Annotated in this window: 27 protein-coding genes; 18 read left to right on the forward strand and 9 right to left on the reverse strand. The window is 35.6% G+C overall.

Features of this window, described 5'->3' with window-relative positions; all coding sequences use genetic code 11:
* The 9 genes from I5M07_RS10430 (at position 1) to I5M07_RS10470 (ending at position 7,436) form a co-directional block, all read left to right on the forward strand.
* Positions 1–2,118 carry an energy transducer TonB gene (locus tag I5M07_RS10430; protein WP_200106391.1) on the forward strand — a complete coding sequence of 706 codons (2,118 nt, stop codon included), beginning with the start codon at positions 1–3 and terminating at the stop codon, positions 2,116–2,118.
* 152 nt (positions 2,119–2,270) lie between these two features.
* Complete coding sequence (gene cyoE / locus I5M07_RS10435; RefSeq protein ID WP_394369057.1) at positions 2,271–3,170, forward strand: heme o synthase; 900 nt, start codon at positions 2,271–2,273, stop codon at positions 3,168–3,170.
* Between the two features lie 3 nt (positions 3,171–3,173).
* Positions 3,174–3,761, forward strand: coding sequence for a cytochrome c oxidase subunit 3 (locus I5M07_RS10440; protein WP_200106393.1), 588 nt, complete (start codon positions 3,174–3,176; stop codon positions 3,759–3,761).
* Between the two features lie 42 nt (positions 3,762–3,803).
* Positions 3,804–4,784 carry a cytochrome c oxidase subunit 3 gene (locus I5M07_RS10445; protein WP_200106394.1) on the forward strand — a complete coding sequence of 327 codons (981 nt, stop codon included), beginning with the start codon at positions 3,804–3,806 and terminating at the stop codon, positions 4,782–4,784.
* Between the two features lie 22 nt (positions 4,785–4,806).
* Complete coding sequence (locus I5M07_RS10450) at positions 4,807–5,157, forward strand: cytochrome C oxidase subunit IV family protein (RefSeq protein WP_200106395.1); 351 nt, start codon at positions 4,807–4,809, stop codon at positions 5,155–5,157.
* 78 nt (positions 5,158–5,235) lie between these two features.
* Positions 5,236–5,877: a hypothetical protein gene (locus I5M07_RS10455; protein ID WP_200106396.1), complete on the forward strand. Its 642-nt coding sequence runs from the start codon at positions 5,236–5,238 to the stop codon at positions 5,875–5,877.
* 11 nt (positions 5,878–5,888) lie between these two features.
* The gene (locus tag I5M07_RS10460; RefSeq protein WP_200106397.1) at positions 5,889–6,575 is read left to right on the forward strand and encodes an SCO family protein; all 687 of its coding nucleotides are present in this window, start codon (positions 5,889–5,891) and stop codon (positions 6,573–6,575) included.
* Positions 6,575–7,156, forward strand: coding sequence for a DUF420 domain-containing protein (locus tag I5M07_RS10465; RefSeq protein WP_200106398.1), 582 nt, complete (start codon positions 6,575–6,577; stop codon positions 7,154–7,156). The genes I5M07_RS10460 and I5M07_RS10465 overlap by 1 nt, the downstream gene beginning before the upstream one ends.
* Positions 7,149–7,436 (forward strand): hypothetical protein, encoded by a 288-nt coding sequence (locus tag I5M07_RS10470; protein WP_200106399.1) that lies wholly within the window; start codon positions 7,149–7,151, stop codon positions 7,434–7,436. The genes I5M07_RS10465 and I5M07_RS10470 overlap by 8 nt, the downstream gene beginning before the upstream one ends.
* A gap of 2 nt (positions 7,437–7,438) precedes the next feature.
* Here the strand turns inward: I5M07_RS10470 and I5M07_RS10475 are convergent, their stop codons facing one another.
* Complete coding sequence (locus I5M07_RS10475) at positions 7,439–8,845, reverse strand: DUF4403 family protein (RefSeq protein ID WP_200106400.1); 1,407 nt, start codon at positions 8,843–8,845, stop codon at positions 7,439–7,441.
* A 167-nt stretch (positions 8,846–9,012) separates the two neighbouring features.
* Between I5M07_RS10475 and I5M07_RS10480 the strand changes: the two genes are divergently transcribed.
* The 7 genes from I5M07_RS10480 (at position 9,013) to tsaB (ending at position 16,851) form a co-directional block, all read left to right on the forward strand.
* A complete protein-coding gene (locus I5M07_RS10480; protein WP_200106401.1) occupies positions 9,013–9,714 on the forward strand; it encodes an ABC transporter ATP-binding protein in 702 nt (233 codons plus the stop codon).
* The gene (locus tag I5M07_RS10485) at positions 9,707–10,951 is read left to right on the forward strand and encodes an ABC transporter permease (protein WP_200106402.1); all 1,245 of its coding nucleotides are present in this window, start codon (positions 9,707–9,709) and stop codon (positions 10,949–10,951) included. Before I5M07_RS10480 ends, I5M07_RS10485 begins: the two co-directional genes overlap by 8 nt.
* A 2-nt stretch (positions 10,952–10,953) precedes the next feature.
* Complete coding sequence (locus I5M07_RS10490; RefSeq protein WP_200106403.1) at positions 10,954–12,219, forward strand: ABC transporter permease; 1,266 nt, start codon at positions 10,954–10,956, stop codon at positions 12,217–12,219.
* Positions 12,220–12,254: 35 nt separating this feature from the next.
* Positions 12,255–13,370, forward strand: a complete 1,116-nt coding sequence (locus tag I5M07_RS10495; RefSeq protein WP_200106404.1) for an efflux RND transporter periplasmic adaptor subunit — start codon at positions 12,255–12,257, stop codon at positions 13,368–13,370.
* Between the two features lie 78 nt (positions 13,371–13,448).
* Entirely contained in the window at positions 13,449–14,813 is a 1,365-nt protein-coding gene (locus I5M07_RS10500; RefSeq protein ID WP_200106405.1) for a TolC family protein, read from the forward strand.
* A gap of 6 nt (positions 14,814–14,819) precedes the next feature.
* Positions 14,820–16,115 carry an efflux RND transporter periplasmic adaptor subunit gene (locus tag I5M07_RS10505; protein WP_200106406.1) on the forward strand — a complete coding sequence of 432 codons (1,296 nt, stop codon included), beginning with the start codon at positions 14,820–14,822 and terminating at the stop codon, positions 16,113–16,115.
* A gap of 67 nt (positions 16,116–16,182) precedes the next feature.
* The gene (gene tsaB, locus I5M07_RS10510; protein ID WP_200106637.1) at positions 16,183–16,851 is read left to right on the forward strand and encodes a tRNA (adenosine(37)-N6)-threonylcarbamoyltransferase complex dimerization subunit type 1 TsaB; all 669 of its coding nucleotides are present in this window, start codon (positions 16,183–16,185) and stop codon (positions 16,849–16,851) included.
* 6 nt (positions 16,852–16,857) lie between these two features.
* Here the strand turns inward: tsaB and I5M07_RS10515 are convergent, their stop codons facing one another.
* Together I5M07_RS10515 and I5M07_RS10520 are read right to left on the reverse strand one after the other, a co-directional pair.
* The gene (locus I5M07_RS10515) at positions 16,858–17,691 is read right to left on the reverse strand and encodes a mechanosensitive ion channel family protein (protein ID WP_200106407.1); all 834 of its coding nucleotides are present in this window, start codon (positions 17,689–17,691) and stop codon (positions 16,858–16,860) included.
* A 57-nt stretch (positions 17,692–17,748) separates the two neighbouring features.
* Positions 17,749–18,648: a NifU family protein gene (locus I5M07_RS10520; RefSeq protein ID WP_200106408.1), complete on the reverse strand. Its 900-nt coding sequence runs from the start codon at positions 18,646–18,648 to the stop codon at positions 17,749–17,751.
* A 157-nt stretch (positions 18,649–18,805) separates the two neighbouring features.
* On the opposite strand from I5M07_RS10520, the gene I5M07_RS10525 reads away from it, so the two are divergent.
* Both I5M07_RS10525 and I5M07_RS10530 read left to right on the forward strand, forming a co-directional pair.
* Positions 18,806–19,792, forward strand: coding sequence for a PorP/SprF family type IX secretion system membrane protein (locus tag I5M07_RS10525; protein WP_200106409.1), 987 nt, complete (start codon positions 18,806–18,808; stop codon positions 19,790–19,792).
* A gap of 22 nt (positions 19,793–19,814) precedes the next feature.
* Positions 19,815–20,327: a gamma carbonic anhydrase family protein gene (locus I5M07_RS10530; RefSeq protein ID WP_200106410.1), complete on the forward strand. Its 513-nt coding sequence runs from the start codon at positions 19,815–19,817 to the stop codon at positions 20,325–20,327.
* Between the two features lie 39 nt (positions 20,328–20,366).
* Here I5M07_RS10530 and I5M07_RS10535 read toward each other — a convergent pair whose 3' ends face one another.
* The 6 genes from I5M07_RS10535 to I5M07_RS10560 form a co-directional block, all read right to left on the reverse strand.
* Positions 20,367–21,095 carry a LytR/AlgR family response regulator transcription factor gene (locus tag I5M07_RS10535; RefSeq protein ID WP_200106411.1) on the reverse strand — a complete coding sequence of 243 codons (729 nt, stop codon included), beginning with the start codon at positions 21,093–21,095 and terminating at the stop codon, positions 20,367–20,369.
* Positions 21,096–21,184: 89 nt separating this feature from the next.
* A complete protein-coding gene (locus I5M07_RS10540) occupies positions 21,185–21,889 on the reverse strand; it encodes a dioxygenase family protein (protein WP_200106412.1) in 705 nt (234 codons plus the stop codon).
* Between the two features lie 11 nt (positions 21,890–21,900).
* On the reverse strand, positions 21,901–23,013 hold the full coding sequence (locus I5M07_RS10545) for a sensor histidine kinase (protein WP_200106413.1): 1,113 nt from the start codon (positions 23,011–23,013) through the stop codon (positions 21,901–21,903).
* 6 nt (positions 23,014–23,019) lie between these two features.
* A complete protein-coding gene (locus I5M07_RS10550; RefSeq protein ID WP_233622035.1) occupies positions 23,020–23,382 on the reverse strand; it encodes a DUF4907 domain-containing protein in 363 nt (120 codons plus the stop codon).
* A complete protein-coding gene (locus tag I5M07_RS10555; RefSeq protein ID WP_200106414.1) occupies positions 23,366–24,364 on the reverse strand; it encodes a Kelch repeat-containing protein in 999 nt (332 codons plus the stop codon). Before I5M07_RS10555 ends, I5M07_RS10550 begins: the two co-directional genes overlap by 17 nt.
* A gap of 13 nt (positions 24,365–24,377) precedes the next feature.
* Positions 24,378–25,220, reverse strand: coding sequence for a DUF6268 family outer membrane beta-barrel protein (locus tag I5M07_RS10560; protein WP_200106415.1), 843 nt, complete (start codon positions 25,218–25,220; stop codon positions 24,378–24,380).
* Between the last annotated feature and the right edge of the window lie 48 nt (positions 25,221–25,268).

The raw sequence follows: 25,268 nt of genomic DNA on the forward strand, positions 1-25,268 counted from the left end.
ATGAACAAAAGGTTAAGCGCGTTATTTTTATTATTGAATGTTCTTTTTTTAAATGCGCAAACTAAAAATAAAATAGTCGTTACCAACAGTGTAAACGAACGTTTCCCTGTTTTTGAAGCTTGTCAAAAAGTAGCCAACGATTCTCTTGAAATTTGTTTTTATGAAAAGGTACAAGAGTTGGTATATGCCCATTTTGAAGTTCCGGCTTCTTTAAAAGAAAATAATTTTAAAGGTGTTGTTAAGGTTTTGTTTGAAGTCAATACTTCTGGCGAATTCAAAGTTTTGTACGTGAATGCTGTTGCAGATGATTTGCAAAAAGAAGCCATTCGGGTTTTTAATCAATTTCCTAAAGTCGAGCCAGCTTCGTATGATGGTCGCCCTACTTATTCCAAATACACGATTAATATAAGTTTACCTCTGCAAAGTCCCGAAGAGGCTGCTGCACAAGCGTTGTTGCAATCCGAATTGGAAATTCCGAAAGAGCAACCTTTGACCGAGTTGGATAGCATTGTTTATAAAAAATACCAAAATCCCGAATTTGAAAGTCATTTAAATATTCCGTTTTCTCATAGTTATTATGCCCAATTTGATGCCCAATTAAATCAAGTCGGAAGTAATAATCATACGGCATCAAAGCCCTACACGTATTCGGAAGTGGCGCGTTATTATGATTTTAAAAAAGTGAATGCTTCTCTTCAAAAAAACACCTCTACTTGGTTTGGAAGAAAATTATGGAACGAAAATTTAGTGCAAATTCAAGGAGAAGGCTATTGGTTAAGTCTTAATCCTATTTTGGATTTGCAGCTGGGTTCGGCCTCGCATAACGATTCGTATACGTATTTGAATACTAGAGCACTTAATTTTAGAGGCGGAATCGGAAAACAGCTTAATTTTACGACTACTGTTTTTGAAAGCCAAGGTCGTTTTGCAGCTTATTTCAATCGGTATGCCGAATCGATAAAACCTTCTGGTGGTAATCCAGCCATTATTCCTGGAATGGGAATTGGGAAGGCTTTTGGAGAAGGTGGTTATGATTTTCCTTTAGCCGATGCTAATTTGACTTTTACGCCAAGTAAATTCTTTGATTTTCAGTTGGGTTATGGGCGCAATTTTATCGGAGATGGCTATCGCTCTTTATTAGAAAGTGATGGTGTTAGTCCGTATCCGTATTTCAAAATTAATACTACTTTTTGGAAAATAAAATACACCAATACGTATATGTGGCTTAAAGATGTACGGCCAGAAGTTACAGTGGATAGAACTTATGCAACCAAATTCATGGCTAATCATTATTTGAGTTGGAATGTTTCGAATAAATTGAATCTCGGTTTCTTCGAATCGGTAGTTTGGACCGATAGCAACAATCGTGGTTTTGATGTGAATTTTGTAAATCCCATTATATTTTATCGTGCAGTTGAATTTGCGTCTTCTTCTCGAAGTGGAAATGCTTTGTTAGGAATTACCTCTAAATACAAATGGAATAATTCGGTTGCACTTTACGGTCAGTTTTTATTGGATGAATTTTCAATTGGGGATATGGCAGCCGGCGAAAAAAGTTGGAAGAATAAATTTGGGTATCAGGTAGGGGCTAAGTATTTTAACGCCTTTGCTGTTCCGGATTTGTTGCTTCAATTGGAGTACAACCACGTGCGACCTTATGTGTACCAACACAGTAATGTAATTACCAATTACGGTCACAACAATCAAAGTGTTGGCCATCAATGGGGAGGTAATTTCGAAGAATTAGTTGCTATTGGGCGTTATCATAAAGGCAGGATTTTTGCCGATGCTAAACTTACATACGGTACAAGAGGTTTGGATTTTGATACTACCGAAGATTCTTTTAATTATGGGTCTAATCCGTATAAAAGTTACGATGATAGTCGTCCGTATGACAAAGGTGTAAAAGTTGGACAAGGAAACAAAACTAGCATTTTTATAGCCGATATTCAAGGGGGGTATTTGATTAATCCTGCAACAAATTTGAAATTGTACGCCAGTTATATTTTTAGAAATTTCGATCCCACTCAGAATACTGTATCCACATTTAAAGAAACGACCAATTGGTTTACAATAGGATTGCGCTCGGACGTTTTTAATTGGTATTTTGATTATTAATACGATTTTCCATACTTGAATTGATTTTTGAGGAATAAATAGCATTTGATAATCTTGATTTTGCTTTAAAACTAAAATTTAACTTCTGCATTTCGCAATCTAATTTGTACATTTGCGCCAGTTTTTAAAAATAATCAAATAAAAAGACCTTGATTAATTCTTCAAATACACTTTCCCTTAAATCCATTTTTAGAGATTTTAAAGAAATTACAAAAGCAGGATTGGCTATTAGTGTTCTTTTTTCTTCTATTGCGGGGTATTTATTGGGTTTTGATGCCGAACATCCTTTTCAATTATGGGTTCTGTTGTTTTTGTGTATTGGAGGCTATTGCATGGTGGGTGCTTCTAATGCTTATAACCAAGTAATCGAAAAAGATATTGATGTTTTAATGGATAGAACCAAAAATAGACCTGTTCCATCCGGTAGAATGTCGCCCAATATGGCTTTGTTTATTGCCTCTCTTTTGACCATTATTGGTTTGATTTTATTGTATGCTATCAATCCTAAAACGGCAATGTTTGGCGCGATATCCATCTTTTTATATACAAGTGTGTATACACCTTTAAAAACAGTGACTTCCTTATCTGTTTTTGTTGGCGCATTTCCTGGCGCTATTCCGTTTATGTTGGGTTGGGTAGCTGCAACAGGTGATTTCGGAATTGAAGCAGGTACACTTTTTTTGATACAATTTTTTTGGCAATTCCCTCATTTTTGGGCCATCGGGTGGTTTTTATATGAAGATTACGAAAAGGCAGGTATTTTTATGTTGCCAACAGGAAAGCGTGACAACGGGACCGCTTTACAAATTATATTGTATACCATTTGGTTGATTATAGCTTCGTTGTTGCCTATGTTGGGTTACACCGGTCAATTGTTTATTAGTCCTTTTGCAGCCCTTTTGGTATTTTTGTTAGGACTTTGGATGTTGTTTTATGCGGTCAAATTGTATAAAAGCAGGACTTCAAAAGCGGCTAGAAACTTAATGTTGGTTAGTGTTTCTTATATTTCGCTTTTACAGTTAATATATATAATAGATAAATTTTTAAGATAGTTTATGGATATTGTTATGAACAAAGAAGAAAATAAAGCTAGAAGCGATAAGTCGTACAAATTGATTTTGTTGTTTGCTATGGTAAGCATGACCATGATGTTTGCCGGTTTAACCAGTGCTTTTGTGGTAAGTAAATCCCGTGCCGATTGGTTGAAAAACTTTGAATTGCCTTCTGCTTTTTATGCTAGCACTTTGGTAATTATGTTGTGTAGTGTTACTTTTTATTTAGCCAAAAAAGCAATCAAAAAAGATAAACATCAGGTAACTACACTTTATTTAGTGGCCACTTTGGTTTTAGGTATTTTATTTATAGTGTTGCAATTTGCCGGTTTTGGGCAAATTGTTGAGCAAGGTTTTTATTTTACGGGTGCTGGTAGCTCAATTACTACAACTTTTTTGTATGTTGTTACGGTTACGCATCTTTTGCACCTTGCGGGTGGAATTATTTCACTTTTGGTGATAATTTATAATCATTTTAAACAAAAATACAATTCAACTCAAACTCTTGGAATAGAACTAGGTGCGATGTATTGGCACTTTCTTGATTTCTTGTGGGTTTATTTATTTTTATTTTTATATTTCTTTAAATAAGAAAAAAACGTAAATTTGGGAACTTTTTAACGAATAACTTTTATGGACACGACAGTTACTACTGCAAACAATGATGAAAAAATTTGGGGAGGCGGAAATGAGCCTTTAGCAGCAAGTTATGGTAAGATGATGATGTGGTTTTTTATCGTATCGGATGCTTTAACATTTTCGGGCTTTTTGGCTGCTTATGGTTTTTCAAGATTTAAGTTTATTGAAACTTGGCCAATAGCCGACGAAGTATTTACACACTTTCCCTTTTTACACGGTAGTCCGCAACCGATGTTGTATGTGGCATTAATGACTTTTATTTTGATTTTTTCTTCTGTAACTATGGTTTTGGCTGTAGATGCAGGTCATCAAATGAAAAAAACCAAAGTGGCTGTTTATATGTTGTTAACGATCATTGGTGGTTTAATTTTCGTAGGGTCGCAAGCTTGGGAGTGGAAAAACTTCATTAAAGGAGAATTTGGTGCAATCGAAACTAAAGGTGGAAGTATTCTTCAATTTGTAGATAAAGAAGGACATCAAGTTGCTTTGGCTGATTTTGCTATCAAACACGAAGGTGGAAGAGAAGCGTTAAAAGGTAATGCTGCTACTTGGTTTTTAACAGATGCTGATGCTTTGCCTGCTTATTCTGTTGAAGATGTTATGGCTGGTTTTGAAGCGCATCCTGATTTGTTGGTAAGAACAGAACAATTAACTGATAAAAAGAAAAAAACAATTCTTTCAAGAGAAGAGTCAGTACAACGTTTAGCCGATGCTAAATATGTAGTAGAGGGAGCTAATTTGAAAAGAAACGAATACGGAAATAAATTATTTGCTGATTTCTTTTTCTTTATTACTGGTTTTCACGGTTTTCACGTAATTTCAGGTATTATTATTAATATTATTATCTTTTTTAATGTATTGTTAGGGACATATGAAAAAAGAAGAAGTTACGAAATGGTAGAAAAAGTGGGGCTTTATTGGCACTTTGTTGATTTAGTTTGGGTATTCGTATTTACAGTTTTCTACTTAGTTTAATTTATTTAAGATTTATTGCATTATGGCACACGATCACGTTTCTAATACAAAAAGAATTTGGTTTGTTTTCGGATTACTTTCTGTAATCACTACAGTAGAGGTAATATTGGGTATTATTAAACCAGCTTCATTAGAATTCAATCATTTTTTAAGTTTGAATTTGTTAAATTGGATATTCTATATTCTTACTTTGGTAAAAGCATATTATATTGTATGGGCTTTCATGCACATGGAGGGAGAAAAAAGTGCTCTAAGATGGTCGGTAGTTTTACCTGTTGTTTTCTTAGTACTTTATTTGTTGTTCATTCTCCTAACAGAAGGACATTACGTTTATGGGGTTTTTAAAAATTCAACTATCAAATGGAATTTTTAACATCATATTAATTCAAAAAGAGTCCCGATAACATCGGGATTTTTTTATTTTTGTACTCTCTTAAAGTACCGCAGTTAGATGAAAAAAAATATTGTTCTTTTTAGTTTGTTTGTACTTCCCATTGTAGCCTATCTGTTTTTTGCTTCGGGTGTAAATAGTTTTACCACACTTCCTGTTATTTCCCCAAAAGTGCCTGATTTAGGCAATTGGAAATCCCTCCATAACGAAACCGTTACATTAAATAATAAAATTACTATTCTGGGTTTCGGAGGCACTAATATTGTTAACAATCGCGGTAATCTCTTTAATCTTAATGAAAAAATTTACCAACGTTACCATAAATTCGAGGATTTGCAGTTTGTCATGATTTGTCCGAGGGGTACAGAAAAAGACATACAAGGGATTTTAGACGCTTTAGATGACTTTACTGATATTTCACAATGGCATTTTGTTTTTGCTCCTACGGATGAAATAACAGCTTATTATGCGGGGTTAAAACTCAAAGGCAAATTAGATAGTAATTTTGGGACTTCGAATGTGTATATCATTGATAAAAATCGGAATTTACGTGGTCGCAATGATGAAAAAGACTATAAAGAAGGATACGATACTTTTCACCCTTCAGAGTTGAGTAATGAAATGTTGGACGATTTTAAAATTATTTTGTATGAATATCGTGCAGCTTTAAAAAAGAATCATAATGCCACTAAACAACTATAAATTACATACAGATGTTTAAAAATAAAACCTATATCGGAATATCATTTATCATTTTAATTTTTGGAATTTATGCGATTCCTAAAATTGTAGATCGCATTAAAGATGGTGATGTGGTTAAGGGAACCCGATTAGATAATGTGAGTAAAGACGGTGAAATGTCTTCGGTATTGGAAACTATCGGGCCAGCTCCAAAATTCAATTTGACCAATCAGGAAAATAGCAAAATCAGCAACGAAGATTACAAAGGGAAAGTGTATGTGTTGGAGTTTTTCTTTACCCGTTGTCCGTCTATTTGCCCGAAAATGAATATGAGCATGCTGGAAATTGAAAAGAAATTTTTTGGTAACCCTAATTTTGGAATTGTTTCCATCACGATCGATCCTGAAAATGACACACCCGAAGTGCTTAAAAAACATGCTGAAATGTTAGGAGTTAAATCGTCCAGCTGGAATTTTTTAACTGGTGATAAAAGTACAATTTATGATTTATCCAATAAAGGATTTAATTTGTATGCAGGTGAAAATGCTAAAGTGAATGGTGGTTTTGAACATTCGGGTTTGTTTGCCTTGGTAGATAAAAAAGGCAATATTCGTTGTAGACATGATGAATTTGGGAATCCGATTTTGTATTACGACGGTTTGGATAAAAAGGGAGTTAGAGACATACAAAAAGACATTACAATATTACTTGCCGAATAATGGAAACAAGATCTTTAGAAAAAAAATACAACAAACTTATCATCGCAGTATCGATTGTGATTCCGGTTGTGGTGGCTATTTTATTTGGGGTTAAATTAAAAGACTTTGGTTACGATGTGGCGCCTTTGTCGTTTTTGCCACCAATCTATGCTACTATAAATGGATTGACTGCTTTGGTTTTGGTTATTGCTGTAGTGGCTATAAAAAAAGGGAATGTGGTTTTGCACGAACGCCTTATGAAATTGGCCATCGCTTTCTCTTTGGCTTTTTTGGTGATGTATGTAGCGTATCACATGACTGCCGATTCGACTAAATATGGTGATTTGGATCATAATGGTTTGGTAGATGAGTTGGAAATGGCGCAAATAGGGGCTTCAAGATTAATATACTTTTTTATTCTTGTTACCCATATTGTTTTGTCAATTGCGATCATTCCGATGGTTTTAATAACTTTTGTTAGAGGTTTATCGCAACAATTTGATAGACATAGAAAAATTGCCAAAATTACATTTCCTATTTGGTTGTATGTTGCCATTACAGGAGTTGTAGTGTATCTTATGATTTCTCCTTATTATGCCTAAAACAACTATTATATCGTCTATCGAAAATCAATCAAAAAAGGTTGGAAGTGCTGTTTGGGTAAAGCTGTTTTTTATCTTGGTTTCTTTGTTTTTGACTTTTGAAACTAACGCACAATGCGCCATGTGTCGGGCGGCATTAGGTGGTGATGCCAATGTGAAACAAGCCGAAGCAGTGAACGACGGAATTGTCTATTTGATGGTTATTCCGTATTTGCTAGTGGTGGTTATCGGTTATATTATTTACAAAATGTACCAAACTAAAAAGAAAAAGGCCGACTGAGTTTACAAGCCATCAACTGCAACATTTAGGCTGCCTTTCACTTTTAAAAAGGCAATTATAGCTTGATTGTTCAATGTTACTTTTTCAAATACAATGTCTTGTAGAGTGCCGTTTACAAAAACGCCTTTCATGGGCGAATAATTATTTAAATACCCCAGCATTGTTTTTTTGCCTTCTTCTAAATTGGGTGCAATAGAGTAGCGACACGTTTCTTGTATTTTCCTTACAATATAACCTTGCAATAACCAATTGGCTGTTTTGGTCAGTTTGTTTTTTGTGTCTAAAACGTAATCCAGTTGGTCAAAATACAACTCTTTGGTTTGTGCGTTGTATTGCGGAAAACCACTTAAATAAACTACCCCGTTTAAAGAGCCCGATACATCCAATGCAATAATCATTTTGCCATTTTTATGCCAAATGTCTACTTTGTTGACGGTAACTTTTTTACTGCCACTTTCAAAAACTTGTCCGCCAAAATTTTTGGTCATAATTTTAGAAGCCTCGCTATAACTCGAAATAGCAGCTATGGTGGCGCTAACTTGATTGGGGATTTTGGTAACCGGTTTTAAAACAATATTTGCCGAATTGAAATTTGTTTCTGGTTGTTTGCCAATTATGGTTTCCATTGTGCATTTCATTCCCATTTGAATGGAAAATTGATCTTTCTTGAGTACGGCCGGTGAACAGTATATTTCGGAAGGATTTATCCGAAGCCAACTTTCGTACGCTTCGTTCATTAAAAAAGGCGTGCAAATTTGGGCTAATGCAGCCATTACATTCGGTTTAAAATCCATTGCTTTTTCTATAGCATCGTCAATATTTTTCTCCATTTTATCTTTAAAAAGTCCAATTGCTGGATTGGCAAGATACGTTATGGGTAGGTTTTTGCCTAAAAGAGTCATGGTTGGACTTTCATTCCAAGTCAGGGATTTAATACTGGTTTTGGTTTTTAATTTCCAATTTTGTAACGCCACATCACTTTCTAATGTTAAAATTCCGTTTAAATGAAATTCTCTCGTATCATACATTTTGATGCCTAATTTTTCGGTGCCAATTCGGTATTTGATCACTGCTTTAAGGGGCAAAACGGTTTCTAGTTTGTCGGAAGCTTGCGTTGTTTTGCTATGCATTTGGATAGGAGCTGTTTTCCAAATTTTCATTTCGATGTCGTTATCTTCAATTGTATTGTCTTCAAAAATCAAACCGCTCAAATAGGTATTGGTTTGATTTTCAATGTCTTTTATTTTTACTGTAACGGGTAAATTTATAAACGAAGCTTGGTTTTGATAACTTAGCGGAACAGCATCATCGGGTTCGGGTTTTAAAGTGGCTAATTTTTGTGTAGTGGAACAGCTTGATAAAAGAAAAAGAAATAAAATAAAACCGACTAATTTTGGGCAATGTTGCATATCTGAATTTTTTAACAAATGTAAAAAAAGTAAATATTCGCTGTTAAATCTTGTAACGTTTTCGCAAAATAAGACACTTATGGTTAAAATTCTTAAAACTATTAACGTTTATTTGTTGTGAGATAACTACCAAATTTGGTATTATTGCTTTATAAAATTAAGGAACTATGATCGAAATTAAAGACTTGCATAAGTCCTATAAAATGGGAAATTCTAAACTACATGTATTGAAAGGAATTAATTTCAATATAAAAGAAGGTGAATTGGTAGCTATTATGGGGTCTTCAGGTTCTGGAAAATCGACATTGTTGAACATTTTGGGTATTTTGGATGAAGCAGATGAAGGTAGCTATACGTTGGATAATGTGCCTATTAAAAATCTGAATGAGACGATCGCTTCTCGTTATCGCAACCAGTTTTTGGGTTTTGTGTTTCAATCGTTTAATTTAATAAATTACAAAAATGCGTTGGATAATGTGGCGCTTCCGTTGTATTATCAAGGCATAAAGCGAGCTGCCAGAACCGAAATTGCCATGAGTTATTTGGAGAAAGTAGGATTGGGTTCGCATGCCAATCATTTACCTAATGAACTTTCGGGCGGACAAAAACAAAGGGTGGCAATTGCACGCGCATTGGCTTCAAATCCTAAAGTTTTATTGGCGGATGAACCAACAGGTGCTTTGGATACCAAAACATCTTACGAAGTAATGGAGTTGATTCAAGGCATTAACGACGAAGGTAAAACCATACTCATAGTTACGCACGAGCCCGATATTGCAGCCATGTGCAAACGCAATGTAGTGCTAAAAGACGGTTTGATTATCGATGATAAAATGGTAGAACAAGTAAGAGCTTCGCAATATGTTTAATATAGAGCGGTGGCAAGAAATATTTGAGGCTATTGCCAAAAACAAACTTCGAACTTTTTTAACGGGGATTTCGGTAGCATCGGGTATTTTTATTTTGGTGATTTTATTGGGAGCCGGTAAAGGACTTCAAAATGGAATTGAAAAACAATTCGAAAATGATGCCGAAGGAATTATTGAAGTTTGGTCCAATTCGACAACAAAGCAATACAAAGGACTTAATCCAGGTCGCGAAATTCAATTACGTAATAGTGATTATGAAATTCCCGTACAAAAATTCGAAAATCAAATTGATAAAAAATCAGCGACCAACATTACTTGGGGCGGCTTGATTAGTTACGGAAAAGAGTCAGGTAACTACCAATTTAGAGGTGTAAATCCGGATTATTTAGCTATTGAAAACGGAACTATCATACAGGGACGTTTTGTTAATGCGAAAGATTTACAAAATAACGAAAAAGTCGCAGCCATCGGATTAAAAGTAAAGCAAGATTTGTTTAAGGATGCCGATCCTATGGGAAAAATCATTGTGGTAAATGGTATTAATTTTAAAGTGATAGGCGTTTTTACAGATCCTTCGGGAGAACGAGAAGAATCTCGAGTTTACATGCCGATGACTACGGTGCAAAGGGCTTATGGTGCAGGAGATAAAATCAATGGGATGATGTTTGTGCTTAATAAAACCGCTAATTACGAGGAAGCTTTAGCGCAATCGGAAAATTTTACTAATGGTATAAAAGAATTATTAAAAAGCAAAAACATTATTGCACCCGATGACGATGCGGCAATTGGAGTGTATAATTCGGTTGAAGATGCCAAACAATTTTACGATCTTAATTTATACATTCGCCTCTTTTTTTGGTGGGTTGGTATTTGCACCATCATTGCCGGTGTTGTGGGAGTAAGTAACATTATGTTAATAATTGTAAAAGAAAGAACCAAAGAAATTGGAATTCGAAAAGCGTTAGGTGCCTCTCCCATTTCTATAATCGGAATGATTTTGCATGAGTCTATTTTTATCACCACCATTGCTGGCTTTGTGGGTTTATTAGCAAGTTTGTTATTGCTGGAGTTTGTAGGCCCCATGGTGCAAAGTGAGTTTTTTAGAAATCCCGAAGTTGATTTTGGAGTTGCTTTAACCACGTTAGGTATTCTGGTTTTTGCAGGAGGTTTGGCTGGTTTTTTCCCTGCTTACCGAGCCGCTAAAATTAAACCCATTGTAGCACTTAGAGACGAATAACGATGTTTAAAAAAGATAATTGGGACGAAATTTTACAGGCCTTAACAGCCAATGTTTTTAGAACGGTTTTAACCGCTTTTGGTGTGTTTTGGGGTATTTTTATTTTGGTGATTTTATTGGCTGCAGGTAATGGACTCGAAAATGGCGTAAAAAAAGGTTTTGATGGCATTGCTACTAATACCATGTTCATGTGGAGTCAAACCACTTCAAAAGCCTATAAAGGGTTGCCTAAAACAAGACGATATGATTTTCGAAATTCGGACGTAGCAGCATTAAAGCAAGCTTTTCCTGATTTGTTGTATGTTTCGCCTCGAAATCAATTAGGTGAGTTTAGTGGTTCAAATAACGTAGTACGTGGCACTAAAACAGCGGCTTTTTCTATATATGGCGATTATCCTGAACTCATCAAACAACAACCGATGGATATTATCAAAGGGCGTTTTATCAATTATCAGGATATTTCGGAAAGACGAAAAGTTGTGGTAGTGGGAGAAGGAGTAATCAAAGAATTGTACCAAAAAACAGAAGAAGCATTAGGAACCTATCTAAAAATTAATGGTATCAATTTTATGGTGGTGGGCGTTTACCATTCCAAACAACAAGGCGGAAATGCAGAGCAGGAGCAAAAAAATATTTTTATTCCGTTTACCACTTTTCAACAAGCCTTTAATTATGGCGATAAAGTAGGATGGATGGCACTAACGGCAAAAGACAATGCTTCGATAACCGACTTAAAACCGCATATTTTAGAAAAAATAAAAGCCTTGCATTATATTCATCCAGAAGATGATCGCGCCGTTGGAAAATTTGATTTGTACGAACAATTTAGTAAAATACAAAGTTTGTTTACCATTTTAAAAATCATCGCCTATTTTGTGGGTACGTTGGTTTTAATTTCAGGCGTAATCGGTATTTCAAACATTATGTTAATCGTGGTAAAAGAAAGAACTAAAGAAATCGGGATTCGACGCGCTTTAGGGGCAACTCCAGCGGCTATTCGAGGACAAATTTTATCAGAATCCATCTTTTTAACGATAATATCAGGAATGTTAGGAATTGCAGTTGCAACCGGAGTGTTGGCTGTTTTAAATATGGTTTTAGATAGCATGCCAGCAGATAACAATACAATGTTTGCGAATCCGAGTGTTGATTTGGGTGTTGTGTTTATTGCTTTGCTTATTTTGGTAGGTTCGGGTTTATTAGCCGGATTTATTCCAGCCCAAATTGCAATAAATGTGAAACCTGTAGATGCTTTACGAACCGAATAAAATTACAATCATTATAATCGAATAAAACCCAAAAAATGAAAAAAGGAGTAACCATAACCATTTTAATTGTCATCGTTTTAGTTTTTGTTGGAGCCTTGTATTATTTGTATGCTAAAAATCACGAAGCAGCCATTGTATACAAAACCGAAAAAGCAGAAGTGAAAACCATTGTAAAAAACACTATTGCTACAGGTAATATTCAACCCGATGAAGAGGTGCTTATTAAACCCAATATTTCTGGAATTATTGAGGCTGTTTATATCAAAGCCGGTCAAAATATCAAAGCGGGGGATATGATTGCTAAAATAAAAGTGGTGGCCAATGTTTCCAATTTGAGTAACTCTCAAAATCAAGTGCAAACCAGTAAAATAGAATTAGATAATCAAGAAAAAATGTACCAACGTCAAAAAACATTATTTGATAAAGGCGTTATTTCGGCCAATGATTACGATGCTGCTTTGTTGGCTTACAAACAAGCCAAACAAAATTATGCGGCTGCCAAGCAAAGTTTGGATATTGTAAAAACGGGAACTACATCGGGCTTAGGTAAATATGCTAATACGTTGATTCGTTCCACCGTAAATGGGATGGTTTTAGATGTTCCGGTAAAAGTAGGAAATCAGGTAATCGAAAGCAATAATTTTAATGAAGGTACTACCATTGCAAGTGTTGCCGATGTGGGCAGAATGATTTTTGTTGGAAAAATCGACGAGTCGGAAGTGGGGAAAATTAAAGAAAAAATGCCTATCGAAATTACCATTGGCGCTATTGAAAATAAAAAATTTGATGCCTCCCTTCGTTACATTGCACCAAAAGGAGTAACTGAAAATGGCGCTATTCAATTTGAAATTAAAGCCGATTTGACAAATGATGATGCTACTTTTATCAGAGCAGGTTTAAGTGCGAATGCCTCGATTATTTTGGAAAAAGCGGATAAGGTTTTAGCTATCAAAGAATCGTTAGTGCAATTCGATAAAAAAACGCAAAAACCTTTTGTAGAAGTAGAAACTGCTCCGCAAAAGTTTACTCGTAAAGATTTGACTTTAGGCGTAAGTGACGGTATTTATGTAGAGGTGAAAAACGGAATAAAAGCTTCGGATAAAATCAAAATATGGAACCAAGGTTTGATTTCAGAAGATAAAAAAGAATAAAGCCTAAAAGGTAGAATCTTGATTTTAAAATTAATGTTAAATTTGTGTGGCAGGCTTGCTGCACTTCACGATAAGTATATGAAAAGTATAAAAACTATTGGCTTACTATTGGGTTTATTATCGGTCTTTTCGATGCAAGGACAAACCAAACAATGGACCTTAGAAGAGTGTGTGAAATATGCGATTGACCACAATATCTCCATTAAACTATCCGACTTGGATACGCAGTCGGCCGAAATCAATAAAAAAGATGCTTTTGGAAATTTTTTGCCTTCGGTTAATGCCAATGCATCTCATTCCTGGAACGTTGGTTTGAACGTCAATCCCGTAACAAATATTGCGGCGACTTCAACAACCCAATACTCGTCTATGGGAGCCGGAGTGGGTGTTGATATTTACAAAGGTTTGCAAAACCAAAATACCATGCGTAAGCAAAAACTAGCGCTTATTGCCTCGCAATATCAATTAACCAAAATGCAGGAAGATGTGGCTTTAAACGTGGCCAATGCTTTTTTGCAAGTGTTGTTTAACAAACAGAATTTAAAAGTACAACAAGAGCAATTGGCAATTAACCAAAAACAATACGAGCGTTCGGATGAAATGGTTAAAGCAGGAAGTATTCCAAGAGGAGATTTACTCGATGTAAAAGCCACTGTAGCTACTAGTCAGCAAAATGTAATTAATGCCGAAAACACTTTGTTAATTTCTAAATTAAGCTTGGCGCAATTGTTACAATTAAAAGAGTTTGCCAATTTTGATGTTGTAGATGAGAATACACTTCAGGACGAAAATAATATTTTGGAAAAAACACCTATGGATGTATATGCAAGAGCCAAAGAAACGCGTACAGAACTTAAAATTGCGCAAACCAACTTAGAAATTGCCGAAAAAAATGTCAAAATTGCAAGAGGTGCTTTTCAACCCACTTTGCAAGGGTTTTATAATATTAATACCAGGATTTCTTATGCCGATCAAATCAGTATAGAAAACGGTACAGTTGTTTCTAGTCCAGCGCCACCGTTTTGGAATCAATTTGCAGATAATAAAGGACAAGCGTTTGGTTTTCAGTTGAGTATTCCGGTTTTAAATGGTTTTTCGGTTCGCAACAATGTAGAGCGTACCAAAGTTGATTTGGAACGTTCTAAAATAGATTTGGAGCAAAAAGAATTGGATTTGCAACGTAATGTGTACACTGCTTTTACCGATGCCAAGGGAGCCTTGAAAGCACATGAATCGGCAATCGTAGCTTTAGAAGCCCGACAAGAAGCCTTTAATTATGCTACCGAAAAATACGAAGTTGGTTTGATGAATTCCTTCGATTTTAATCAGGCGCAAACCTTATTTACCAATGCACAATCGGAAGTATTGCGTACCAAATACGATTATATTTTCAAAATCAAAATATTAGAGTTTTATTTCGGAATTCCAATTATTCAAAACTAATAAACCATGTCAAAAAAAACACTATACATTATTCTTGGAGTTACAGTGGTCGCTATTGCCGCTTTAATCGGTTTGTCAAAAGCCGGAATAATAGGAAATAAAGACGAAGGAACAGAGGTAGAAGTTGCCAAAGTTATTAATTCGACTATTGTTGAAACCGTTTCGGCAACCGGTAAAATTCAACCTGAAATCGAAGTGAAAATTTCTTCTGAAGTTTCGGGCGAAATTATTTCGCTAAATGTAAAAGAAGGTCAAGTGGTTAAAAAAGGCGACTTATTGGTTAAAATCAATCCCGATTTATATACCTCTAGTTACAATCGTTCTATTTCTAATTTATCCGGAACCAAAGCAGGTTTGAGTCAGTCTGAGGCCAATTACAAAGAAGCCAAAGCCAATTATGATCGTAACAAAACCCTTTTTGATAAAGGCATTATTTCCAAATCGGATTGGGATAAAGCCATTGCTTCTTTTGAAGTAGCTAAAGCCAACAAACAAAATGCGTATTATAATGTGCAAAGTGCTTCGGCTTCGGTAAACGAGGCAAAAGACAATTTAGGGCGTACCACTATTTATGCGCCAGCCGATGGAACCATTTCGGTTTTGAATGTAGAATTGGGCGAGCGCGTTTTGGGTACCCAACAAATGGCGGGAACTGAGCTTTTGCGTGTGGCCAATTTGAATAATATGGAAGTTGAAGTAGACGTAAACGAAAATGATATTGTAAAAATTAAGGTAGGCGATGAAGCAAAAGTAGAGGTCGATGCTTATTTGAAAAAACAATTTAAAGGCGTTGTGACTAGTATTTCCAATTCGGCCAGCAGCGATTTAACTGCCGATCAGGTAACTAATTTTAAAGTAAAAGTGCGTATTTTAAAAGATTCGTACGCCGATTTAACAGCAGGTAAACCCGCAGCATATTCTCCTTTTAGACCCGGTATGACCGCTACGGTTGATATTATAACTAAAACAAAAACGAATGTCCTTGCAGTGCCGATTAGTTCGGTTGTAGTTAAGTCGGATACAGCAGCTACAGCAGCAAAAGACTTTAAAGTAGAAGATCCTAACGAAGACAAAAAAGAAGCTCCTAAAGAAGATAAAAAGTTTGAATGTGTTTTTGTAAAAGTAGGCGATAAAGCCAAAATACGCGTCATTAAAACAGGTATTCAGGATGATATGAATATAGAAGTTTCGTCGGGACTGAAAGCTGGCGATCAAGTCATCACGGGTCCTTACACTGTAGTCTCTAAAGAGTTGAATTCGGGAGATAAAGTAAAAATTAAAACGGATAAACCTAAAAAATAAACTAATTTTGAAGCCACATTTTATTGCTAAATGTGGTTTTCTTTTTTTATCTAAAAATCAAGCAAAAGTGGGTTATATTTTAAATATTGAAACAGCAACTAAAAATTGTTCGGTAGCATTGGCTCAAAACGGGCAAATCGTTTTGTGTAAAGAAATCGCGGGCGAAGGCTATTCGCATGCGGAGCAATTACATGTTTTTATTGAGGAATGTATACAGGAAGCTTCCATTTCTTTTTCTGATTTAGAAGCAGTCGCCGTCAGTCAAGGACCTGGTTCGTACACGGGTTTGCGTATTGGCGTTTCGGCGGCTAAAGGATTGTGTTTTGCGTTGTCTATTCCGCTAGTAGCGGTGGATACTTTGCAATCGTTGGCTTCGCAAGTTACTATTTCAGATGGTTTAATCGTGCCGATGTTGGATGCCCGCAGAATGGAAGTTTACAGTGCCGTTTTTGATACCAATTGGCAAAAAGCACGTGCTATTCAGGCCGAAATTTTAACCGAATATTCCTTCGATTCCTATACAGAAACTCTTTATTTTGTTGGCGATTGTTTGCCCAAATGCCAAACGGTTTTAACTAAACCTAATTTTGTTTTCTTAGAGAATATCCAATATCCGTCTGCCAAAGAAATGGCAAAATGGAGCTTTGAAAAATTCCAAAACAAACAATTCGAAGATGTGGCTTATTTTGAACCGTATTATTTAAAAGATTTTATGGTCACTACTTCTAAAAAATAAGTTTGTTTATTCTTGCAGATTGGTTTTACTCAACTCTTGAACATAGGGCTGCATATTAATTCCAGCATTTTCTAGTGCATATTTGCAATTTTCGAGTGTGTTGGTACTGACTGCATCAAAATCTTCATTTTTAGCCCAAGGATAAACCGCCAAAACAATTCCATTGTCGGCTAAACTTTTTACAAAAACGCGCGGCGCAGGTGTTTTTAAAACATTCGGATCGTTCAAAAGCAAATTTAATATAATCTGTTTGACTGTTTTTATGTCGGCATCATAGGCAATGGTAAAGGTAAATTCGGCTCTACGATGTCCTTGCATGGAGTAATTGATAATGCTACCGTTAGAGAGCGGACCGTTTGGAATGAAAACCGTCTGGTTGTTGGCTGCAATAAGTTTGGTTACAAAAAGTTGAATTTCGCTCACCGTACCCGTTATCCCTTGTGCTTCAATCAAATCGCCATCCCGAAATGGTTTGAATACAATTATCAAAACGCCTCCTGCTAAATTAGAAAGCGAGCCTTGCAACGAAAGTCCAACCGCCAAACCAATAGCTCCCAAAATGGCGACAAAAGAAGAAGTTTCAATCCCGAGTTTTGAAATGAAAGTGACGAAGAGTAAAATGCGGAGTGCCCAAAGTAACAAATCGGCTAAAAACTTGGTTAAAGTGGGGTCTAAATTACGGCGTATCATAATTTTTCGTATCAATCGATTGATGATGCGAATGAGGTACAGTCCGATGAATAAAATAAGAAAAGCCGAAATTAATTTGGGCGAATACCCAATCATCATGTCGATGATTTTTTGAATATAAAGCGCAATTTTTTGATGTTCTTGTTCCATAAAAGCAATAAAAAAACCTTCTAAAAAGAAGGTTTAGTTGATATATAAAGATAAAAATTATCCGTTAATAGCTTCTACTTTTATTTGCTCGTCGTTTAACATGCTTTTTAACATGTTTTCAATTCCGCTTTTTAAAGTAAAAGTCGAAGAAGGACAACCGCTACAAGCACCTTGCAAAATAACATTTACCGTTTTGCTGTCTTCGTTATAGGATTCAAAAGCAATGTTTCCACCATCGGCAGCAACGGCTGGTTTTACGTATTCTTCTAAAATATTAATAATTTGCTGCGAGGTAACATCTAGTTTGTCAAAAGCTTCATCTTTTTGAGAGTCATTTTTTGTAGCTGCCGGTAGTAAACTTTCGTCTATCACGGTACCGCCATTTTCCATGAATTCTTTAATAAAAGTTCTTACTTCTAAAGTGATTTCATCCCAACTGTTAATTTCGTATTTGGTTACCGAAATGTAATTCTCGTCCATGAAAATTTCTTTCACAAACGGAAATTTGAATAAGGCTTGAGCCAAAGGTGAAGCCGCAGCTTGATCAATATTTTTAAATTCAACGGCTGTTTTGGTTAGCATTTTATTCACCACAAATTTCAATGCCGATGGGTTTGGCGTTGTTTCGGCGTAAACGGTAATGGGCATTTTTTTAGGCTTGTTTTCGTTTTCTGTTATAATGGTACCGCCGTTTTCTACAAATTTTTCAATTTGTTCGGCAACCGCTTCCTTAACATCGTCCCATTCTACAATGCTGTAGCGTTCAACAGCAATAAAATTTCCCGAAATGTAAACTGTTTTTACAAATGGCAAATAGAATAATTGTTGTGCCAAAGGCGATTCTTTAGCCTCGTCTATGTTTTTGTATTCGTAACTTTGGTGACGTGTAATAAAATCAGGAAATTCAAATTTTATTATGGTAGGATTTTGTGTTTCTTTTATCGTGATTTTTGCCATGGCTTGTTTTAATTTTTATGCAAATTTACTAAAGATATTTTCTACTAATAGTTATATTTGGTTTTTATTATCATAATTAGAATTAAATAATAGGAGATGCAATAGGTTACTTTTGAAGAAGAGTCCAATTAAAAAAACACAACCAATCAACCACCGAATGCCATTACAACTAAGACTCTTTGTCCTGTTTTTGGGAATATTTTCCTGGGGATATTCACAAGAAGGAATTCCGGTTTATTCCGATTATTTAACCGATAATTATTACCTCATTCACCCTTCGATGGCCGGAGCAGCCAATTGTGCTAAAATTCGACTTACTGCTCGCAAACAATGGATTAATCAAGATGATTCGCCTGCTTTACAAACCCTCAGTTTCAATGGTAGAGTAGGTGAGAAAACCGGTGCAGGTATTATTTTGTTTAACGATAAAAACGGATATCATTCGCAAAAAGGGGTCAAATTAACCTATGCCTATCATTTGCTTTTTTCGAGAGATGAAATTGATTTAAATCAGCTTTCATTCGGGATTAGCGGAGGACTGATTCAAAATCAACTTGATGAATCGACTTTTAGCGGCTACGATCCAATTATTTTTGGTGATATTCAAAAAGACAGTTATTTCAATGTCGACTTAGGAATGTCGTATAATTATCTGAATTTTTATGCTCATGCTACCATTCAGGGCTTGTTGGAAACTCGTCGCGATTTGTATTCGGAATTAGAAAGTGATAATTTACGAAAATACCTCTTGAGTGTGGGTTATGTGTTTGGGCAAAAAAAGGATTTCTATTTTGAGCCTTCAATTTTGTTTCAATTGATGGATAAAACCAAAGAAAAAATAATAGACGCTAATTTAAAAGTGTATAAAAAGCTTGATTTTGGTAGCTTGTGGGGCGGATTATCGTACCGTCGTAATTTTGATGGAACCCAATATTTTGATGGAAATGAAATTGCAGTACAACGCATGCAATATATTACGCCGTTTGTAGGTGTTAATTTTAATAAATTTATGTTGGGTTACACGTATTCGAATGTAACCGGGAATGTGAATTTTGATAATGGTGGTTATCATCAAATTACGTTGGGTGTCGATTTGTTTTGTAAAAAAGAACGCTACGACTGCGCTTGTCCTGCTATTAATTAAACGCAATTTTAAAAGTAAACTTATGCTTATAAAAACAGTAAACGGAAAATCGCCTCAAATTCCTGCCGATTGTTATGTGGCCGAAAATGCAACTATTGTGGGCGATGTGACTTTTGGCGATTCGTGCAGTGTATGGTTTAATGCCGTAATTCGTGGCGATGTGCATTTTATTCAAATTGGCAATAAAGTAAACGTTCAGGATGGTGCCATTATTCATTGTACCTATCAAAAACATCCCACTATAATCGGGAATAATGTTTCGATTGGGCATAATGCAATTGTGCATGGTTGTACAATTCAGGACAACGTTTTAATTGGAATGGGCGCTATCGTAATGGATAATTGTGTGGTGGAAAGCAATTCGATTGTAGCAGCCGGTGCGGTTGTAACCCAAAATACCGTAATTGAATCGGGTAGTATTTATGCTGGCGTTCCTGCTAGAAAAGTCAAATCGATAGACCAATCTGATTTTGCCGGCGAAATTGAACGAATTTCGAATAATTATATGTTGTATTCGAGTTGGTTTAAGGAGTGATTTTTTTAAAAGTATTAAGTATTAAGTCGTTTTTAATTGCTACAATTGCAAGCGTTCGAAAAATTCGTTTTTATAACTTTCGCTTATCGGAAGTCGCTTGTCGGCAATTAAAACTTTGCTTTTTTGAATTGATTTGATGTGTTTGATGTTCACAATATACGAACGATGAATGCGGGCAAAACCTTTACTTTCGAGTAAATTTTCGAGTTTGATTAAACTTATAAGTGTTAAGGTAAATTTGTTATCGGTGGTGACAATTTTTACATAATCTTTTAGCCCTTCAATGTATAAAATATCCGAAAAATTAATTTTTACATTTTCGTATTCTGCCCGAACAAACATAAAATCTGGATTAATTTCGGGAGTAGTTGGTGTTGCAAGAGTTGGCGCAATGGTAGAAGTTGCCGTTTGTGTGTTTTGAAAAGTTTGTTGTGCGCGAACTACCGCTTTTAAAAAACGATGAAACGGGATCGGTTTAACCAAATAATCAATGGCGCCCAAATCAAATCCTTCTACAGCATATTCGGAATAAGCCGTTGTAAAAATCACCAATGGTTTTTTTTCTAAAACTTTCAGAAATTCGATTCCGTTAAAATGCGGCATTTCGATATCCAAAAACAATAAATCAACGGTCATTTGGTTAAGCGCCGAAACAGCATCAATAGCATTGGTAAACGTTGCAACCAATTCGAGCGAATCTACTTTTGAAACAAAATCTTGTAATAAATCTACCGCTAAAGGTTCGTCGTCAATAATTACACATTTCATAGGAAGAGCTTGATTTGTAAAAAGTTTTGTCAAAAATACTTGTAAAACGTAAAGGAGTGTTTTAAAAAAATCATAAAATAAATATACCTTTAGCCTTTTACTACAATGGTTTGCGTTAAGGTAAACCCGTCGGTTAAATTTCCGGTTACCGTTGCCAATTCCTGACTCAAACTGTCCGAAAAAATCGAGTCTTTTGAATTCGAAGTGTCGGCTTGACCATGAGCGACATAATGGGTACTTGCGTATACTTCGGAAGAAATCGTTTCCGGAAAAGCAATTTGTGTAACCAATACCGAATTGCCAGAGTCAGTTAAAACTTCTACGTGAAGATGTGGAGCGCGACCTTGATACCAACCTGGATAAATTGAAATAAAAGCGACTTTTCCATTAGTATCCGTAGTTTGTCTGCCTCTTAAAAAATGAACCGAAGTATAATCGGTTTGTTGCATTTGCGTACCGCCGTACTCCGAATAATTCCCATCTTTATCACAATGCCATAAATCGACCAAAACCCCGGCCAAAGGGGCGCAATTGTTATTTTGGTTTTCGATGATGAGGTTGATGAGTAACGGAATGCCGATGCGATCGGATTTGATGTTTTCTAACACCAATTGACTTGGCGTTTTTATCGGAAACGGGCCTTTAGTTTCGGAAGGGGAAACCATACAAGTACCATCTGATGATTCCGAATTGTTGTTCGTTTCCTCTTTAGAACAGGAACTCATTACTTTACTAGCAGCTGCTAGCGAAGCCATTCCTAATAATCCATTTCGAATAAATTTTTTGCGATCCATAATGGTATTCGTTAATTTAAATGTGTCTTTATTTTATCTAATTGCAAGAGCAAATACACTTTGTAAAATTGATTGTCTTGCTGTATTTTGAGGTCGTGCGCATTTGGGTAAATAAGGTCTAAACGATTTTTAATATTGTTTAATCCAATGCCCGAATTTTCGGGGTCGGTGGTGTAATCTTCTATTTTATTTTCTATTTTAAAAACCAGATTATTTCCTTCAATGGTAATTTTAATTTTGATGTAAGCAGCGCCTTTGTAATCGGTTCCGTATTTGAAAGCATTTTCCACAAACGAGATTAACAAAAGCGGTTCGATAAATTTGTTTTTAGCATCACCGTGAACATTAATGTTGATGTTTTCGATGTTGTTTAGTCGTAATTTTTGTAATTCGATATAATTTTGAATGTAGTTGATTTCTTTCTCTAGAGCTACCGTTTTGTTGTCGGTTTCGTATAACATATAGCGCAGTAATTCCGAAAGCGTCACGATGGCATTGGGCACCAAATCCGATTTTTTAAAAGCAAGCGAATAAATGCTGTTTAACGAATTAAACAAAAAATGCGGATTGGTTTGTTGGCGTAAAAAATTCAATTCGGTTGTGGTACGGTGACTTTCGGCAATGAGTTTTTTTTGTTCGTTATCATAATATTCCGCCAGTATTTTAATAACCGAACTAATGGCAATGATTAAAATGTAATAAATGGAAGGTGCTATTTTAAAGAAAAAGGGCTCTTTGTGCGGCTCTTTATTAAAATCGGGTGGCGGAAAACCTTTTGGTATTTCATTGGGTTTGTTTTTTGGGTCGAATTTTTCGATGGCCATTCGGTTTTCGTGCTGAAATTTAGGCTTGGTATAGGCAATGCGAAAAGACATAAAAACGACAATTAACCCGATAGTCCAACCCAAGTACCAACCGTATTTTTTTTGCAATAAAAAACGCGGTACTAGGTAAAAATAATTCAGATAAAACAAGACGATTCCCGTTGCCCATTGTACGTAAAAGTCGGTATTCACGCTAAAAATTGTTCCGAAGAACTGTACCCAAGAGCTGAAAATAAAAAATATCCAAATAGTGGTATGGATGATTATTTTTTGTCTGTTTTTATTCTTAAATGCTTCCAAAACGTGCTAAATTTTAATTCCTAATAAAAGTAAATCATTTTTTGTTAGGGTTGGCGACTGATGCGATTGGAGTTTTTCTTTTACGAATTCGCCTGTTTTAAGGGCCTCTTCTTCAGAGGAAAAACTTTTATTCTGACTAATTACCGGAATGATGCTTTGTTTGATGATTACTTTTTCATTGTCGGTTATTTTGTAACCCCAACCGGTTTCTGTTTTAAAAGAAATTACTAAAAATGCTGAACGATTTTGGCGTGCTGTTGCAAAAAGTACCAAACAAATCCCTAAAAAGAAGACTAGTTTTATAGCATATAAATTCTTCTGGAAACTATTCCAGAAGAATTTATCAAATGATTTAATTGTCATCATCATCTTGTTCTTGTTGTGGTTTAAACTCCCAGCAATCATCATAATAAGATGAACCGCTTCGGCCTAAAATAATGAAACCCCTATTGTTGATGGATATTCCGAGAGCATCAGTTCTTCCAGAACCTTCTAATGCTGTTTTTTCTTTCCATAAATCGGTGCTAGGGTTGTATTCCCAAATTGTTTTCGACGATTCTCCAGTACCAACATAACCCAATCCATCCATCGAAAAACTTACGGCATTAGAGCGCGCAATGTTGTAATCGTCATGATCATCTTCGTCGTCGTTTAAATCTCTTTTTTTCGTCCATGCTTCGGTAGTAGGATCGTACATCCAAAAATCGGTTTGGTAGGCGCCGTTGTTAATTCCGGTTCCTAAATAGGCTTTGTCATCAATAATAAAAACGGTTGCGTTTCTTCTTTTATTTCCGCTAAAACCACTTACAATATTCCAGCTATCGGCAGTTGGGTTGTATTGGTAAAAATCTTTTAAATAATTTCCGTCGTAACCCGTACCAAAAAATGCTTTTCCGCCTACCTGGAAACCGACAGCCGAATAACGGGCAGTACCAGCAAAATCTGCTTTTTGAGTCCAAGTATTCGTGTTGGGATTGTATTGGTAAAAATCTTTTAATTTATTGGTGCCATCATAGCCCAAACCAATATAACCGTTACCATCTAGTTCAAAGGCAGAAGCGGCACTACGCGCAATTCCGGTAAAGTCGGCTTTTTGTTCCCAGTAATCTCCTTCGCTGTTGTAAACCCATAAATCTTTTAGATACGCATCGCCTGTATAACCTGTTGCGATATATACATAATTATCTATAATAAAAGCTACGGCACTCGATCGGGCAGGGCCATCAAAAGCCGATTTTCTAATCCAGTTCCCTAATAAATCATCGTCATCGTTGTCATTGCTGCAGCCAGTTGTAAGTAAGGAGGTAAAAATGGTTAGCGCTAAAACTATTCTTTTCAAATTCTGCTTCATCTATTGTAATTGTTTAATGTTTGTATTTTATTCCGAATGAAAAACAAGGGCCGTTACCGACATTTAAATCAGAAACTACGGTTCCGTTGTTTTGAATTAGTTGGTATTTTCGGTTTGAATCGTATCCGCCTCGAAGGTTTATAATCCAATTGTTGTCTATATTTCTTTCGTATTCTAGTGCTGTCGAAATTTGCGATATAGATAACCTTTGTGTATTTTCTTCAGCATACTTTTCAGAGTCTACATTGTAGAAATTTCCCGTAAAACTGTTCCATAATCTAAACTGATTTCGTTCGTTGTTTGAGTAACTGATTACCGAATTGGGATAACCCACTTTTACGTTTATTTGTTCGTTAACTTGATAAGCAACAGCGCCAATCGGAACCATTTTGGGCGATCCTAAAAAAGAACTTCGAGAAACTCCTGCCATTAAAACCAAATTCGAACCAATAATTTGATGTAATTCAAGTCCGCCCAAAATGCTTACGTTATCTATTCCGATTTTTTCTTGAAAGCTCAAACTGGGTAAAATGTTGGCTTTTACCGCCGTTTTTGCTGAAAATTTTAAGGTAGCTTCAATTGTATTTTTAATTTCATTAAAACCATTTTGGTTGTTTTGCCAATTGGTATATCGGTTGTCATAAGTAGCATTGGCATGTGTATACGACAACGAATTTTCAAAAGCAACTGCCTTGTTTTTTGCAAAATTAAATCCAATACCAATCGAAGCTTGATTCCAATTTACTTGTTCACTTGCGGCTGTTAGAACGTTTCCTTGTGCGGTAAAACCATTTTGTGCTTGTATGCTAACCAAAGGAGCAGTCAGTAAAAAGTAAATTAAAGGTGGTATTTTCATTTTTATTTTATTGGTTTCAAAAGTAGCTTGATTCGTCTTTTTAAAAAA

Origin of the sequence: Flavobacterium agrisoli, from assembly GCF_016522065.1 — a bacterium.
GTDB classification, from domain to species: Bacteria; Bacteroidota; Bacteroidia; order Flavobacteriales; family Flavobacteriaceae; genus Flavobacterium; species Flavobacterium agrisoli.

What these genes read in the sequence shown, in the direction of transcription:
- I5M07_RS10540 (WP_200106412.1), bottom strand. Translation starts at nt 21,889, where the DNA reads ATGGATCGCAAAAAATTTATTCGAAATGGATTATTAGGAATGGCTTCG.
- I5M07_RS10450 (WP_200106395.1), top strand. Translation starts at nt 4,807, where the DNA reads ATGGCACACGATCACGTTTCTAATACAAAAAGAATTTGGTTTGTTTTC.
- I5M07_RS10475 (WP_200106400.1), bottom strand. Translation starts at nt 8,845, where the DNA reads ATGCAACATTGCCCAAAATTAGTCGGTTTTATTTTATTTCTTTTTCTT.
- I5M07_RS10550 (WP_233622035.1), bottom strand. Translation starts at nt 23,382, where the DNA reads ATGATGATGACAATTAAATCATTTGATAAATTCTTCTGGAATAGTTTC.
- I5M07_RS10505 (WP_200106406.1), top strand. Translation starts at nt 14,820, where the DNA reads ATGTCAAAAAAAACACTATACATTATTCTTGGAGTTACAGTGGTCGCT.
- I5M07_RS10495 (WP_200106404.1), top strand. Translation starts at nt 12,255, where the DNA reads ATGAAAAAAGGAGTAACCATAACCATTTTAATTGTCATCGTTTTAGTT.
- I5M07_RS10515 (WP_200106407.1), bottom strand. Translation starts at nt 17,691, where the DNA reads ATGGAACAAGAACATCAAAAAATTGCGCTTTATATTCAAAAAATCATC.
- I5M07_RS10455 (WP_200106396.1), top strand. Translation starts at nt 5,236, where the DNA reads ATGAAAAAAAATATTGTTCTTTTTAGTTTGTTTGTACTTCCCATTGTA.
- I5M07_RS10465 (WP_200106398.1), top strand. Translation starts at nt 6,575, where the DNA reads ATGGAAACAAGATCTTTAGAAAAAAAATACAACAAACTTATCATCGCA.
- I5M07_RS10525 (WP_200106409.1), top strand. Translation starts at nt 18,806, where the DNA reads ATGCCATTACAACTAAGACTCTTTGTCCTGTTTTTGGGAATATTTTCC.
- I5M07_RS10520 (WP_200106408.1), bottom strand. Translation starts at nt 18,648, where the DNA reads ATGGCAAAAATCACGATAAAAGAAACACAAAATCCTACCATAATAAAA.
- I5M07_RS10445 (WP_200106394.1), top strand. Translation starts at nt 3,804, where the DNA reads ATGGACACGACAGTTACTACTGCAAACAATGATGAAAAAATTTGGGGA.
- I5M07_RS10430 (WP_200106391.1), top strand. Translation starts at nt 1, where the DNA reads ATGAACAAAAGGTTAAGCGCGTTATTTTTATTATTGAATGTTCTTTTT.
- I5M07_RS10555 (WP_200106414.1), bottom strand. Translation starts at nt 24,364, where the DNA reads ATGAAGCAGAATTTGAAAAGAATAGTTTTAGCGCTAACCATTTTTACC.
- I5M07_RS10460 (WP_200106397.1), top strand. Translation starts at nt 5,889, where the DNA reads ATGTTTAAAAATAAAACCTATATCGGAATATCATTTATCATTTTAATT.
- I5M07_RS10500 (WP_200106405.1), top strand. Translation starts at nt 13,449, where the DNA reads ATGAAAAGTATAAAAACTATTGGCTTACTATTGGGTTTATTATCGGTC.
- I5M07_RS10560 (WP_200106415.1), bottom strand. Translation starts at nt 25,220, where the DNA reads ATGAAAATACCACCTTTAATTTACTTTTTACTGACTGCTCCTTTGGTT.
- I5M07_RS10480 (WP_200106401.1), top strand. Translation starts at nt 9,013, where the DNA reads ATGATCGAAATTAAAGACTTGCATAAGTCCTATAAAATGGGAAATTCT.
- I5M07_RS10485 (WP_200106402.1), top strand. Translation starts at nt 9,707, where the DNA reads ATGTTTAATATAGAGCGGTGGCAAGAAATATTTGAGGCTATTGCCAAA.
- I5M07_RS10535 (WP_200106411.1), bottom strand. Translation starts at nt 21,095, where the DNA reads ATGAAATGTGTAATTATTGACGACGAACCTTTAGCGGTAGATTTATTA.
- I5M07_RS10440 (WP_200106393.1), top strand. Translation starts at nt 3,174, where the DNA reads ATGGATATTGTTATGAACAAAGAAGAAAATAAAGCTAGAAGCGATAAG.
- I5M07_RS10490 (WP_200106403.1), top strand. Translation starts at nt 10,954, where the DNA reads ATGTTTAAAAAAGATAATTGGGACGAAATTTTACAGGCCTTAACAGCC.
- I5M07_RS10530 (WP_200106410.1), top strand. Translation starts at nt 19,815, where the DNA reads ATGCTTATAAAAACAGTAAACGGAAAATCGCCTCAAATTCCTGCCGAT.
- I5M07_RS10470 (WP_200106399.1), top strand. Translation starts at nt 7,149, where the DNA reads ATGCCTAAAACAACTATTATATCGTCTATCGAAAATCAATCAAAAAAG.